Raw genomic sequence first — 13671 nt, forward strand, 5'->3', positions numbered from 1 at the left:
CATGTTGCCGCTAAAATCACCAGTCATACTCTACGCCTTTTTCTGCGTCAGCGTTTTGGTATTGATGTGCTTACTTTTGAACAGCATCCTCTGGCTTCATTCACATAAGGCGTCTAATGGTATTCTCTATAGGTTTTATACTGATACAGAGAAAACTAATGTTATGGATGAGAAACCATTCTTCGAGTTCAACATGATGGATTTTAATGAATCTATGGTGAATGAGCTTAAACGGTTTTCTAAAATAGCGTTTAATCCTGAGCAGATGGCAGATTTTGCCAAAAATCTTCTTTATACAAAAGAGATTAAACGCCTTATGGCAGAACAGCTTACTGAACCATCACCAGAATTTGTTAAATTCTTTGCCAGCCAAGTATACACCGGAAAATTAACTGTCTCAGTCACAACTAAATTTACAGAAATTACAAAGCGGTCGCTCAAGGAATTTATTAATGACCGAATCACAGATAGATTAAAATCAGCTATTGATCTTCCTGACACTATAACTTCAGGCGCACAATCTACTTCTACTCAAGACACAGAATTAGACACAGAAGCAGATTCTTCTTTATCTGAAAATGAAATTTCGATAACAGAGGAAGAAATGGAAGGTTTTTTAATTGTTAAGGCTATTTTACGAGAAGTTATTGATATTAGCCAACTTCAATCCAGAGCTACAAAAAACTATTTTGGCATTAACCTTGATCATAAGGTATCTAAAACTATTTGCCGACTCTGGTTTAAGTCCAGTAAAAAATATATCGGTATTATTGATGTGGATGGTAAAGAAGCTAAAAAATCCATTTCAAATCTAGATGAAATTTATGGATTAGTAGAAATTCTAAAGGATAGAGCTAAATATCTCACTCAAAATAGTTTAAAGCAGTCAAAATCAGTAGATGTATATGAGTCATAGTGGCTGATATAGCAATCCTAAATCATTTGTGAAATTTTCTTTCTTCTCTTTCTTCTCCTTCTTTGTGTCCTTTGCGTCCTTTGTGGTTCGTTAAAAAGAAGATTTTTTCAAAACTCAGAGAGGATTGCTATATCAATAGAATCAAAGAAATAAAAACGGTAGAGAAATTTATCCTCTACCGTTTTCTAATATTTATTTGAGACTCAATCCCAAAAGTTAATTACGACTCAATTCCTTGAGGTAACAACTCCCGGCGCTGTTGAGAACTGACTTGCACATTGCCGTTTTCATCGACATCAACTAAGGCTGTATCGCCATCTTTGATGCGACCAGAGAGAATTTCTTCAGCAAGGCTATCTTCTAACAAGCGCATAATTGCCCGACGTAACGGTCTTGCACCGTAGCTTGGGCTGTAACCTTCTTGGATGAGCCTGTCTTTGAAGCGTTCGGTGACTTCTAAGGTGATACCTTTTTCTGTCAGGCGACCAAACACTTCTTTGAGCATGATGTCGGCGATTTGGGTGACTTCTTCGCGGTTGAGTTGACGGAAGACGATGATTTCATCCAAACGGTTGAGGAATTCTGGACGGAAGTACTGTTTGAGTTCTTCGTTAACCAGAGTTTTAATGCGGTTATACTGCGATTCACCAGCATCTTCATTAAATTCAAAGCCGATGGTGGAAGCGCCTTTTTCAATTACCTTGGAACCGATGTTGGATGTCAAAATCAGCAAGGTGTTCTTGAAGTCAACGGTGCGACCTTTAGCATCAGTTAACCGACCGTCTTCTAAAATTTGCAGCAGCATATTGAAGACATCGGGGTGGGCTTTTTCGATTTCGTCGAACAGCACCACGGTATAAGGACGACGGCGTACAGCTTCGGTTAATTGACCACCTTCGTTATAACCAACGTAACCTGGAGGCGAACCAATGAGTTTGCTGACGGTGTGGCGTTCCATATATTCCGACATATCCAGGCGGATCATTGCTTCTTCGGAACCGAAGAAGTAGGAAGCCAAGGATTTTGCCAATTCAGTTTTACCTACCCCAGTCGGCCCGGAGAAGATAAAGCTGGCGATGGGTCGGTTGGGGTTTTTCAAACCGACACGCGCCCGACGGATTGCCCGTGAAACTGCTTTCACTGCGTCTTCTTGACCGATGAGGCGCTGATGCAAGGTGTCTTCCATGTGCAGCAGCTTCTCGGATTCAGACTCGGTGAGCTTGTTGACTGGTACACCTGTCCAGGAAGCAACGATGTGAGCAATGTCTTCTTCGGTAACAACGGGTTCTACACCGTCGCCACTTGCACCGTTGGTTTTGCTTTGGGCGATCGCGCGGATTTCGGCTTTGATTTCCATTTCCCGATCGCGCAGTTCCCCGGCTCTATCAAAGTCTTGGGAACGCACTGCATCATCTTTTTCTTTTAAGATTTGGCGCAGTTCTTTATCTAACTCTTTAGCTGCGGGGGGCAGTTGGGAGTTGATTAACCGCACGCGCGAACCTGCTTCATCAATCAAGTCGATGGCTTTATCTGGCAAGTAGCGATCGCTGATATAACGGTCAGACAATTTCGCTGCTGCAATCAAAGCTTCATCAGAAATTTTCAACTTGTGATGCTGCTCGTAGCGATCGCGTAGTCCATGCAATATTTCTATAGTTTCATCGACTGACGGCTCACCTACCATGACTGGCTGGAAGCGGCGTTCTAAGGCTGCATCGCGCTCGATGTGTTTGCGGTATTCGTCGAGGGTGGTGGCACCGATACACTGCAATTCACCTCTTGCCAAGGCGGGTTTGAGGATATTTGCTGCGTCGATCGCACCTTCGGCTGCACCTGCACCAATTAGGGTGTGAACCTCGTCAATTACGAGAATGACGTTACCCGCCTGACGAATTTCATCCATGATTTTCTTCAGGCGTTCTTCAAATTCACCCCGGTATTTGGTACCTGCTACCAGCAAACCGATGTCTAACGTGACTACACGCTTGTCTTCCAGGATGTCGGGGACATCTTTGTTGGCAATGCGGCTCGCCAAACCTTCGGCGATCGCGGTTTTACCAACCCCTGGTTCACCAATCAGCACTGGGTTATTTTTTGTCCGGCGACCCAAGATTTGAATTACACGCTCAATTTCTTTCGCGCGTCCTACGACTGGATCAAGTTTATTGTCCGTCGCCATCTGGGTTAGGTTCGAGCCGAATTCATCCAAGGTAGGAGTCTTAGTGCGTCCCGATTGCCCGGTCGCCGAAACCTCTGCTGTTTCTCCCAGCATTCGGATGACTTGGGTTCTTACCTTAGATAGATCCACCCCAAGGTTTTCTAGCACCCTGGCTGCTACACCTTCCCCTTCCCGGATCAGGCCCAACAGCAGATGCTCGGTGCCAATGTAGTTATGCCCTAATTGGCGCGCTTCTTCTAGGGATAGTTCCAGAACCCGCTTTGCCCGTGGCGTAAACGGAATTTCCACGGCCACAAAGCCTGAACCCCGGCCTATGATTTTTTCTACTTCAATACGGGCATCTTTGAGATTGACACCCATTGATTTCAGCACCTTGGCCGCAACTCCTGTGCCTTCCCCAATCAGACCCAGGAGGATCTGCTCGGTTCCGACAAAGTTGTGACCTAAACGGCGGGCCTCTTCTTGGGCCAGCATGATTACCTTAATGGCTTTTTCTGTGAAGCGTTCAAACATGGCATTTTTCCCATCACCTGCGTCGTGCCGGTACGCTGATTTTAGCACAGGCTAAGGTTTTGGGTGCCTGTATCACAGATAATCAACATCCAAGGAAGACTACTCAAATTGATGGGTGGATTTGTCAACTGTTGATGAATTTTGCTACGGCTACTGACTTGAGGAGCTTTGATTTACTGGCTTTTCAGCTTGAGTTGTAAATAGTTAGCCGTTGTTATGATAATTTAATTTTACCAGTCACAAATATTAATTATTAGCACATTTTGAATCTAAAAGTCAAAATTTTTCTAAAACTATTTTTTATTTAAAATATAAAAATTTTTCTTATTAAAAATTCTAATGAATTAACTAGAGGCTAGTCCCTAGCCTCTAACTAAATCAATTGCCAAGAAAATTCACTCAACTGTTGGCTGACAATAGTGTGCCACTGGTCTAAAGTTTTTTGAAAATGTGGATATTGCAATTCTGATAACCACAAAATCAAAGCATCTTCATCGTTGTCTTTGTAATAACGCCGTCGCCGCCCCGCCGTTTTAAAGCCAAATTTCTCATATAAGGATATAGCGGCAACATTGGAAGCTCTCACTTCTAGGGTGGCGCGTTCTAAACCGCGATCGCAGGCTGTCTTCAAGAGAGCGTACAATAAAGCTTGCCCCAAACCCTGACGGTGATATTGGGGATGAATCGCCAATATAGTAATGTGGGCTTCGTCAACAATTGACCAAAAACAGCCCATACCCAAAAGTTTAATGCTCGACAATGGCGCAAACAAACCCAGTAACTCGCTGTTTGGGCTTTCTAATTCGCGTTGATAACCTGCTAAAGTCCAAAGACCACCAAAACAAGCTTGATCGAGTTCGAGGATGGTACTAAGGTCATCGGTTGTGAGCGATCGCAATTTTAATTCTGATGAAATCACATTTAACTGATCAAAATTATAAGGGGGACTTACTGGCAAGGTTTTCAACAAAACTTTGGTGTTCTGGACTAGCCAAACCTTGCTGCAAAACTGCTAAAACTTTTGCTAAATTCCCGGCTAATAATGCCGCTTTATCTAAGCATAAACCCGGAAAGATACGAGAGTAAATCACACCCTCATGATTAGGCGCAAGTTTGATATATTCCCCTTGCTCTAACTTGAACCAATCAAATTCATTATCATACACACGCCAGACTAAATATTCTTGCACTTGATTGCGGCGGTATACTTTTAACTTTTCGTGCAAATCCAAAGAAACACTACTAGCGGCAACTTCTACAATTAACTCTGGCGCACCTTCAATATAATCATCATCGCTAACGCGCGTCTGTCCGCCATTGGCAATTCTCAAGCATACATCTGGTTGAGGTTCATTATCGGCATCTAAGCGGACAGTGGAATTATCAGCCAGTTTAACCCCAGGTGTAGCTACTTTATAAAGTCCCAACCAAATGATAACGTCAGCATGGGGTTCACCATGACCAGTCACTCGTAACGGAGATGCCATATAAACAATTCCTTCAATCAGTTCCGCTTTTTTCTCTTTGGGCATAGCATGATAACGACGCTCAAATTCTGTACGGGTGAGTTTATCGCCGTTTTCCAAAGGTGGCAGGGTTGATAGAAGAGTCATAGGAGAACTAAGCGTCATAATTTTTTCTCCAAAACTTTGACCGTGAGCCATAAACCCTAATAATCAATAGATTAAAAGGATCATGGTGAACTGAAACAGCGTTGATCAAAAGTGCTGCATTCAAACTAACTGACCTTAAGAGTTGATTTCCGGCTATGGGAAACTTTTCTTGTACTTTTTACTCAGCACTGAGTTGGTAAACTGAAAATCGGGACACTTCCTCAAGCTCTTAATTTGTATAAGGACAACTTACATAGTTATGGTATCGACTCACCCCACTGAGGTTCAACATACTGGGACTCAGTATTTGCCTCAAAAGCGTAACCCAAACGAAACTATTTCACCGAACCAGGAACTGTTACCTTTAACAGCTAAGGTTAACAGTAATGACTGTCTGGAAATTGGTGGGTGTGATGTCACAACCCTAGTGCAGCAGTTTGGTTCGCCACTCTATATTTTAGATGAAGAAACTCTCCGTGCGGCTTGTCGGCAGTACCGAGATGCTTTTAAGCAATATTACCCTGGTGTATCTCAAGTATTATATGCTTCTAAAGCCTGGAATTGTTTAGCCGTTTGTGCGATCGCTGCCTCGGAAGGCTTGGGAATTGATGTTGTCTCTGGCGGTGAACTTTACACAGCTTTAGCTGCTGGTGTTAGTCCTGAAAAAATTTACCTCCACGGTAATAATAAATCCCAGCCAGAGCTAGTTTTAGCAATTGAATCAGGTGTGACAATTGTTGTCGATAACTGGTATGAGTTAAAAACCTTGGTGGAACTCAGCACTCAGCACTCAGCACTCAGCACTAGGATCATGCTGCGGTTAACTCCGGGTATTGAATGCCATACCCATGAATATATTCGTACAGGACACTTAGATAGTAAATTTGGCTTCGACCCCAACGACTTAGAAGAAGTATTTACCTTTGTCAGTAAGCAACCTTCTTTAAATTGTGTAGGTTTGCACGCCCATATAGGTTCCCAAATTTTTGAACTGCAACCCCATCAAGATTTAGGGGCTGTCATGGTGCAGTGGTTCCGCGATACTGCTAAGTATGGTTTAAGTTTAACGGAACTCAATATTGGTGGTGGATTAGGCATTCGTTATACAGAATCCGATGATCCCCCAAGTATTGAAGATTGGGTAAAAATAATTTGTGCAGCTGTTCAAGAAACTTGTGCGGCGGAAAATTTGCCTTTACCAAAGCTATTATGTGAACCAGGACGATCGCTGATTGCGACATCTTGTGTTACTGCCTATACTGTTGGCGCGACCAAAGTAGTACCAGACATTCGTACCTACGTATCTGTTGATGGTGGGATGTCCGATAATCCCCGACCCATCACTTACCAGTCTGTTTATCGGGCTGTAGTTGCTAATAAAATGTCTGCTAATGTAACAGAAACAGTCACTGTAGCTGGTAAACATTGTGAATCAGGAGATATCCTAATTAAAAATGCCCAACTACCCAAGACTGAACCAGGAGATATTCTCGTGGTTATGGCGACTGGTGCGTACAATTACAGTATGGCATCTAACTACAACCGCTTACCCCGACCCGCAGCCGTCGTAGTAGCCAACGGCGAAGCAAATTTGATTTTGCAACGCGAAACTTATCAAGACTTGATTCGGCAAGATTGCCTTCCGGAAAGACTAAAAAGAGGTAATTAGTCCTTGGTCATTAGTCATTTGCAAAAAACTCATGACTAATGACAAATGACAAATGACCTACAGTATTAAAGACAGAAAGATAATCCAGATGTCATGAAAGATTGGTCAAAGCATTGGCTGACAAACCTAGGATGGTCACAGTCCTTGCTACTTGGGACTCTGGATATAGTATTAGTGCTGGCGCTGACGTACATGATACTAGTGATTATTAGTGAGCGCCGGACACTTTGGATGGTGCGAGGATTTATTATTTTAATGTTGGCATCAGCACTCAGTGGTAGATTAGGCTTACCACTGCTGAACTTTGTCTTAGAAAAATTAGTGATTGGTTGTGCTGTGGCGATGGCAGTAGCCTTACAATCAGAATTTCGGCGTTTTTTGGAACAATTAGGGCGGGGAGAATTACGCCAGTTGTTTCAAACATCAAGTTTATCCATCCCCAAATCTGATAGTGTGATTGATGAAATTGTGGATGCGGTGAAAGAACTTTCCAAAAACCGAATTGGAGCTTTGCTAATTTTGGAAACCACTGGCCCAATTGACGAGCGAGATTTTTCTGTGCCTGGAGTTAAGCTGAATGCTGAAGTCTCTAAGGAACTTATACAAACAATTTTTCAACCAAAAACTTTGTTACATGATGGAGCGACGTTAATTCGCGGCTCACGAATTGTATCATCAGGTATAATTCTACCACTTTCGGGACGCACAGCCTCGCGCCAGTTGGGTACACGCCATCGGGCAGCGATGGGAATTACTGAGCGGGTCGAAAATTGTATTTGTGTAGTTGTATCAGAAGAAACTGGTTCTATTTCCTTAGCGGAACGGGGAACTCTAAATAGACCACTGACCATTAGAAAACTAAAAGAGTCCTTAGAGGCTCGATTATCTCCAACTGTAGATCGGGAAGCAGTTGCTCCTGGTCTGTTAAGCTGGGTGCGTCAGATTGGTAGTAAAGCACTGGTACTATTTTCACGTTTACTTGGATTACCATCGACCGCTTCACGAGACAAAAAATGACTGTACAACCAACTGAACTGCTATATTTGCCTCCCGACCTGAAACGGGAACTACTGCCCAAACACGTTGCGGTGATTATGGATGGCAATGGTCGATGGGCTAAACGTCAAGGTTTACCGCGAATTATGGGACATAAGCGTGGTGTCGATGCTTTGAAGGATTTGCTACGTTGTTGCAAAGACTGGGGAATTGAAGCACTGACAGCTTATGCTTTTTCTACGGAAAACTGGAAAAGACCGCAGGAAGAAGTGGATTTTTTGATGACTTTATTCCAAGTAGTTTTACGTCAAGAACTGCGGGAAATGGTCGAGGAAAATGTGCAAATTCAGTTTGTGGGAAATTTGCAGGCTTTACCAAAGTCGCTGCAAGCAGAAATTACCCGTTCAATGGAAGCTACAAAGAATAATCGCAGTATTAAATTTTCTGTGGCAACTAATTATGGCGGACGGCAGGAAATTTTACAAGCTTGTCGGGCGATCGCGCAAAAAGTCGAGCAAGGTATCCTCAAACCAGATGAAATCGATGAAGCGGTGTTTGAAAGCCATTTGTATACAGCCGGAATTGATGATCCTGATTTATTAATCCGTACTAGCGGTGAAATGCGTCTTTCAAATTTCCTCCTCTGGCAAATGGCTTATGGAGAAATTTACATTACTGAGACGCTTTGGCCAGATTTTGACCGGGCTGAATTTCACCGGGCTTTGTGTGCTTATCAGCAACGCGACCGGAGATTTGGGAAAGTGTAACAAAGGGAGTAGGGAATGGGGAATGGGGAGTAGTGAAAGAAGATACAAGGAAACAAGGTACATAGGGTAAAGGCAGAGATTTTCCCGCTTCTCCCTGTTCCCTGACCCGTTGTCTCTTACCACTCCCCACTCCCTACTCACCACTCCCCAGTTCACGGGCCAGAAAATACGGCTTGTTCGATATCTTCGCGGCTGAGAGAATACTTGAATGAGCGTTGGATTTCTTGGCGATTTTCGCCAGCTTCGAGATATCTCACTACGATTTGTTCAATATCTAGCCACAGTTCAGCTTGCCAATCAGGTCTTTGCACGCGCCAACAATGAAGTTGTGTTTCATCTTGTTGACAACCTTGGTCTTTTAGCCATTGTTCAATTTGTGGCAGAGGATGATTATATAAAGGGGTATCTGCTGGCAGAAGAGACATAAGAATTTGAGATGGTGCGTTAAGAAATGGTTGATTTGAAGATGGGAAAGTTATAGTTTTGGCATTCCCCAGAACTAGGGAATTGGGGAAGAGAAGAAATTTGCTGTTTTGGGGTTAGTTGGGGTGATTGAGTTGGAAAAGCCGCCTCACCACGCGCGAATCCGATAGCTATCGCCAGTAATAAACATCCCACAAAAGTCAGCCCCAGAATAAATAAAGCGAAAATTTCCCCAGAAGAAAGGGGGCGATCGCTGGCATCCAGGTAAGCTGATTTCGAGTAATCATAAGAATAACGCACCGGACGATGCAAATCCGCAGGCGCTTGAATTACACCAAAGCGGGAATAACCTATTTTCAAATCATAACTGAGTCGCCTGTCTGGATGGCTTAAAGTAGCATAAGCTTCATTAATTTGCTGAAATTTAGCAGTAGCAAGGGACGCAGGTAATTCTGTAGTGTCTGGATGATAGCGTTTGCTCAGTTCCCGATAAGCACGACGAATGTCGATTACCGATGCTGAGGGATGCAGTCCTAATAAAGAATAGTAGGAGGTTTCACTACTTTGTGGCATTGCCCCGTTTTGGTTCACGGCTGTTTGAGGTTTGCAATCAAGTTTTTTCTAATATTGTAAACCTGCCTGCCTGTTCCACAGAGGGAAAAATCATTAGAATTCAACGCTATTTTTCAGCACAGACTCCTAGTAAATCTAATAATTGTCAAGGATTACTATTTTTTGAGAATGGGTGTAGGTATGTAGAATAACAGGGGTGAGAAGGAAGACAAGGGAGACAAGGAAAATAAAGTAAGCTATCTATTGGTATTGGTGAAAGCAGTGTGATCAATGAAAAAAATTATCTCCACATTCAACAATACCAATAGTGTTTTGATACTTACATTATTTTTTCTGCATTTCTCGGCGCTTTTGTTCTAAAGCAGCCAGTAATTTCAGTACAGGCGTTTCAAATTCGGTATTTCTTTTGTTGACGGCTTCAATAGGTGGTACAGAAAGAGTATCGGGAAAATTAAAAACTAAATCACCGATACGTATTCCTAATGGTCTTAAATGTCCACCCTTGAGTTTGTCGCGGAAATTTTCTGGGGGTTTTTGCAAGCTATTAAAAAACCATTCCCTTGTAGATTTGCCAATATTGTCTAAAGGAAAATAAACTAAACCCAGCAAATTAAACAAATTACTGTTTTTAATTAAAGCCTCGGTTTCTTGGGGGGTTGGTTTAACATTAAAACCCAGATTGATAATAAAATCTGCTAAAGTTTTGGGTTTGATGGCGCTGTCTAGTCCAGTATTCACTGGTGCTAATAGTAGAGATGCTTGGCTTTTAATAAAGATGCTGTTAATCTTGACGTTTGATGAATTAAAATCTGTTTGATTCTGGTTTACATCTTGATTAACGTAATAAGAAGTTAACTCTTTAGCATTAGAACGTTGCTTTTCTAAGTCACGAATTAGGGTTAATAAATCATTGACGATACTTTGAACTTTTTTAGCTTGTTTTTCTGGGGATAAATTTCCTGAAGTTTCTTTGACTATTTCCCAAACAAAAGCTTCTATTTTTTCTGGCTCTTTCGGCAAAGCACTAAACGCTTCTAGAAGTGCAATATACTTACAACCAATACTGTGACCTATCCAAGAAAAGTTAGCATCATCTAGATAAATTTTATATTCATAACCTGCTACTTCTGCCATTCTGACTAATTCTGGAATGAGTTTATATTGTTCTCGAATAAGAAACCCTGACTCCCTATAATGGTCAAAAGTAAAATTAAACGGCAAGAGAATAATTGTATAGCCCTGCTGATATAAACATTCCAGCAAATAGCGATAAAAGAACATTGGCCCAAATGTGCCGAAAAAAGCTCCACCAATGAATTGAATTACGCCTTTAGGTTGGGGATGTAGTGCTATCCAGCTAAAGGAAACTGGTTTAAATCTCAATTTTAAATTCTTCATGTTTGTGCTTGATAAACAGTATAAATTGAGGGTGTGCTGATGAATCAGAACACGCCTGAGAAAGATAAGATGAGATGACTGATAACTTCTCAGAATCTCATTTGATTCGGAAGTAGCAGTAATTTACAGCAGATGATAAGTGACTGAAGTACACAGTTTAATTCTCGAATTGAGATAGAAAGACGATTGTGATTCTGAATTCTGCTGTATGTTTGTGGTTTGTCATTAATTACTGCTTGTTAAGTAATAATTACGTTAACTGTAATTTTTCTTTACAATTGATGATATTGTCTTGTAGTGTCGTCATCTGAACGATTGTGGCAGATTGGTTGATAAAATCTAGACGCAGACAGCAATTATTCATCAAAAATAGTAGAATTTGGAGACTTTATGCCCAAGCTCAACGTTAAACAGAAAAACTGGTTACTTTCAGCCCATGTTGCATTCGGTAGTATTTGGTTTGGTACGGCTGTGTGTATGATAGCGATCGCCTTAAAAAATAGTCATACTACTAACGGTGATGAATTGTATGCGGTTAATGCTGCTTTGAAATTGCTGGATGATTTTGTGATTATTCCCACAGCAAACCTGTCTTTACTGACTGGTGGACTGCTTTGTTGGCTAACCATTTGGGGCTTTTTTAAACATTACTGGGTCATCTTCAAATGGGTTGCGACAGTGACTTTGATTACGACTGGAACTGTGTGGTTAGGGCCTTGGTTGAACGCTGCTACTAGTATTTCAGATGTTGAGCGATCGCAAGCCTTGAGCAATCCCCTGTACAATTTTGATATCAAAGGTGTTTTAATCGGTGGTGCTATTCAAACTTGCTTTATACTGGCGATTATTGCTGTTTCTGTATTGAAACCTTGGGGTAGAAGAATTATTAAATCCGCAGAAGCTTCTACTGCTTTAAAAACTGAGACGAAAGTAAATTAATTGTCAGGAGTCAGGAGTCAGAAGGGAAGAGGGTTTTAGGTTAATTAGCCTTTCTTAATATAGTTTTGTTTTTTTCCACCGACTTACTTAACTGTCGAAATTTAGGAGTCAGAATAATTCATTCAACATTCTGACTTCTGACTCCTGCGTTCTGACTTCTTACATTTTCTGATAGCGCATTCCAGGGAGTTGCGAAACCAAACCCATGAGTTCGAGTTGTAATAACAAACCAGAAACAGAACTAGCAGGAATGCCGGTTGTTTGGACGATCGCATCAAAGGGTAAAGTATTACAGGCGATCGCATCAATTATTTGTTGCATTTGCGGTGATAAATTCGGCAAACTTAACTGTTCTGTGGTTTGGGAAGGCGCGACTGTATCTAATTGGGGTACCGCACCCAACAAAGTTAATAGTTCATCTAATTCTCGAACAATCATCGAAGCACCTTGGGAAATTAACTTTAAACAACCTTGGGATGGATAATCATCCAATCTTCCTGGTAGTGCATAAACATCTCTGCCAAAATCGTTGGCGTAGGTAGCAGTAATCAACGCACCAGATTTTAAAGGCGCTTCCATCACCAAAATTGCCCGACTTAAGCCGGCAATAATTCGATTACGTCGCGGAAAATGAGTCCGGTCAGGTGGGGTTTTGGCGGGATATTCACTTAAAACTAAACCTGCGCCTAAAATCTGCTTGTACAAATCTCGGTTTTTGTGGGGATAAATCACATCTACACCCGTTCCTAAAACTGCGAGTGTACGTCCGCCAGCTTTAATTGTGGCGCTGTGGGTTTCGGTGTCAATTCCCTCCGCCATCCCAGAAACCACGGTAAAACCATTGTTCGCCAAAGCTGTACTGATTTGGCGAGTCCAACGAATCCCATACTCTGAAGGTTGACGAGTCCCAACAATTCCCACCATCGGTTTTTGTCCAAAATTCTCGGCTAAATCGACTTCACCCCGATAGTACAAAACAGGCGGCGGACTCGGTGTTTCTAGTAATAAGCGGGGATATTCTGCATCGGCTGGTGTCCAAAAATGCGAGTTTTCTTGTTGGTGTTGGGTAAGTAATTGTTCTGGATGTAACTGCGATCGCATTTTAATGACTTTGCTCAAAGTTTGCAAACCAAAACCCTCAACTTCCCCCAATTCAGCTTTACTAGCTTCCCAAGCTGTAGATAAACTGCCAAAATGCTGTTTTAAACGTTGCAATAAAACTGGTCCAATTCCCGAAATTTGCCCCCAAGCTAACCAATATGCGCGTTCTTCTACCACTTACTGATCCTCACACCCACTCTCGTTGAGTATTCCCAAATCATCCGCAGTAGCTACAGTTTTTTCAAAAAGAAGGGATAGGTTAGAGGTTACAGGTTACAGGTTACAGGTTATGGGGTTGTTATGACTGTTATAGCGGTTCTTACTTGCTTGTAATGCAGTCGGAACCCCACCCCGCATTTGCTGACGCAAACGCTCCCCTCCCCGCAAGCGGGGCTACGGTGTACACACAAGTGGTAGCTGCAAGGGTTTCAGGCATAACAGACCAGTTAAATTAAGTTGTACACATAAATAGATGTCTATTAGTAAGACAAGGAAAGTGAGGAGAAAAAACAGATGGAAAACCCAATTTTAATTCATGCACAAGAGTCTCAGGGGAAAACATTCGGCGACCCCAGGCTGGTAAA

General features: G+C 42.2%; 12 protein-coding genes and 1 pseudogene. 6 read left to right on the forward strand and 7 right to left on the reverse strand.

Translation table 11 applies throughout. The features are described from left to right. Positions 1 to 108: pseudogene (locus H6G74_RS31985) on the forward strand (IS982 family transposase); the annotation flags it as partial. A gap of 55 nt (positions 109 to 163) precedes the next feature. Beyond that, on the forward strand, positions 164 to 916 hold the full coding sequence (locus H6G74_RS30325; protein WP_190971220.1) for a hypothetical protein: 753 nt from the start codon (positions 164 to 166) through the stop codon (positions 914 to 916). Between the two features lie 220 nt (positions 917 to 1136). On the opposite strand, the gene H6G74_RS30330 is transcribed toward H6G74_RS30325, so the two are convergent. From H6G74_RS30330 to H6G74_RS30340, 3 genes are all read right to left on the reverse strand, one after another. Continuing rightward, complete coding sequence (locus H6G74_RS30330) at positions 1137 to 3608, reverse strand: ATP-dependent Clp protease ATP-binding subunit (protein ID WP_062289558.1); 2472 nt, start codon at positions 3606 to 3608, stop codon at positions 1137 to 1139. Between the two features lie 373 nt (positions 3609 to 3981). Next, positions 3982 to 4527, reverse strand: coding sequence for a ribosomal protein S18-alanine N-acetyltransferase (gene rimI / locus H6G74_RS30335; protein WP_190971228.1), 546 nt, complete (start codon positions 4525 to 4527; stop codon positions 3982 to 3984). A 16-nt stretch (positions 4528 to 4543) separates the two neighbouring features. Then, the gene (locus H6G74_RS30340) at positions 4544 to 5239 is read right to left on the reverse strand and encodes a Uma2 family endonuclease (protein WP_242051391.1); all 696 of its coding nucleotides are present in this window, start codon (positions 5237 to 5239) and stop codon (positions 4544 to 4546) included. Positions 5240 to 5480: 241 nt separating this feature from the next. On the opposite strand from H6G74_RS30340, the gene lysA reads away from it, so the two are divergent. From lysA to H6G74_RS30355, 3 genes are all read left to right on the forward strand, one after another. After that, positions 5481 to 6890: a diaminopimelate decarboxylase gene (gene lysA / locus H6G74_RS30345; protein WP_190971221.1), complete on the forward strand. Its 1410-nt coding sequence runs from the start codon at positions 5481 to 5483 to the stop codon at positions 6888 to 6890. A gap of 93 nt (positions 6891 to 6983) precedes the next feature. Further along, positions 6984 to 7907 carry a diadenylate cyclase CdaA gene (gene cdaA, locus H6G74_RS30350; protein WP_190971222.1) on the forward strand — a complete coding sequence of 308 codons (924 nt, stop codon included), beginning with the start codon at positions 6984 to 6986 and terminating at the stop codon, positions 7905 to 7907. Next, a complete protein-coding gene (locus tag H6G74_RS30355) occupies positions 7904 to 8653 on the forward strand; it encodes an isoprenyl transferase (protein ID WP_190971223.1) in 750 nt (249 codons plus the stop codon). Before cdaA ends, H6G74_RS30355 begins: the two co-directional genes overlap by 4 nt. 152 nt (positions 8654 to 8805) lie before the next feature. Here H6G74_RS30355 and H6G74_RS30360 read toward each other — a convergent pair whose 3' ends face one another. The 3 genes from H6G74_RS30360 to H6G74_RS30370 form a co-directional block, all read right to left on the reverse strand. Then, the gene (locus tag H6G74_RS30360) at positions 8806 to 9078 is read right to left on the reverse strand and encodes a DUF3143 domain-containing protein (RefSeq protein WP_062289537.1); all 273 of its coding nucleotides are present in this window, start codon (positions 9076 to 9078) and stop codon (positions 8806 to 8808) included. Between the two features lie 19 nt (positions 9079 to 9097). Beyond that, complete coding sequence (locus H6G74_RS30365; protein WP_190971224.1) at positions 9098 to 9649, reverse strand: J domain-containing protein; 552 nt, start codon at positions 9647 to 9649, stop codon at positions 9098 to 9100. A 324-nt stretch (positions 9650 to 9973) separates the two neighbouring features. After that, entirely contained in the window at positions 9974 to 11047 is a 1074-nt protein-coding gene (locus tag H6G74_RS30370) for a DUF1350 family protein (protein WP_190971225.1), read from the reverse strand. Positions 11048 to 11437: 390 nt separating this feature from the next. On the opposite strand from H6G74_RS30370, the gene H6G74_RS30375 reads away from it, so the two are divergent. Then, positions 11438 to 11986, forward strand: coding sequence for a hypothetical protein (locus H6G74_RS30375; protein WP_190971226.1), 549 nt, complete (start codon positions 11438 to 11440; stop codon positions 11984 to 11986). A 159-nt stretch (positions 11987 to 12145) separates the two neighbouring features. Here H6G74_RS30375 and dprA read toward each other — a convergent pair whose 3' ends face one another. Continuing rightward, on the reverse strand, positions 12146 to 13264 hold the full coding sequence (gene dprA, locus H6G74_RS30380; RefSeq protein ID WP_190971227.1) for a DNA-processing protein DprA: 1119 nt from the start codon (positions 13262 to 13264) through the stop codon (positions 12146 to 12148). Between the last annotated feature and the right edge of the window lie 407 nt (positions 13265 to 13671).

This window comes from Nostoc spongiaeforme FACHB-130 (assembly GCF_014698475.1).
In the GTDB taxonomy this organism is placed as follows: Bacteria; Cyanobacteriota; Cyanobacteriia; order Cyanobacteriales; family Nostocaceae; genus Nostoc_B; species Nostoc_B spongiaeforme.

Excerpts from the sequence above, each read along its gene's own strand:
- H6G74_RS30325 (WP_190971220.1), top strand. The coding sequence starts at position 164 with ATGGATGAGAAACCATTCTTCGAGTTCAACATGATGGATTTTAATGAA.
- H6G74_RS30360 (WP_062289537.1), bottom strand. The coding sequence starts at position 9,078 with ATGTCTCTTCTGCCAGCAGATACCCCTTTATATAATCATCCTCTGCCA.
- lysA (WP_190971221.1), top strand. The coding sequence starts at position 5,481 with ATGGTATCGACTCACCCCACTGAGGTTCAACATACTGGGACTCAGTAT.
- H6G74_RS30340 (WP_242051391.1), bottom strand. The coding sequence starts at position 5,239 with ATGACGCTTAGTTCTCCTATGACTCTTCTATCAACCCTGCCACCTTTG.
- H6G74_RS30370 (WP_190971225.1), bottom strand. The coding sequence starts at position 11,047 with ATGAAGAATTTAAAATTGAGATTTAAACCAGTTTCCTTTAGCTGGATA.
- H6G74_RS30330 (WP_062289558.1), bottom strand. The coding sequence starts at position 3,608 with ATGTTTGAACGCTTCACAGAAAAAGCCATTAAGGTAATCATGCTGGCC.
- cdaA (WP_190971222.1), top strand. The coding sequence starts at position 6,984 with ATGAAAGATTGGTCAAAGCATTGGCTGACAAACCTAGGATGGTCACAG.
- H6G74_RS30365 (WP_190971224.1), bottom strand. The coding sequence starts at position 9,649 with ATGCCACAAAGTAGTGAAACCTCCTACTATTCTTTATTAGGACTGCAT.
- H6G74_RS30375 (WP_190971226.1), top strand. The coding sequence starts at position 11,438 with ATGCCCAAGCTCAACGTTAAACAGAAAAACTGGTTACTTTCAGCCCAT.
- H6G74_RS30355 (WP_190971223.1), top strand. The coding sequence starts at position 7,904 with ATGACTGTACAACCAACTGAACTGCTATATTTGCCTCCCGACCTGAAA.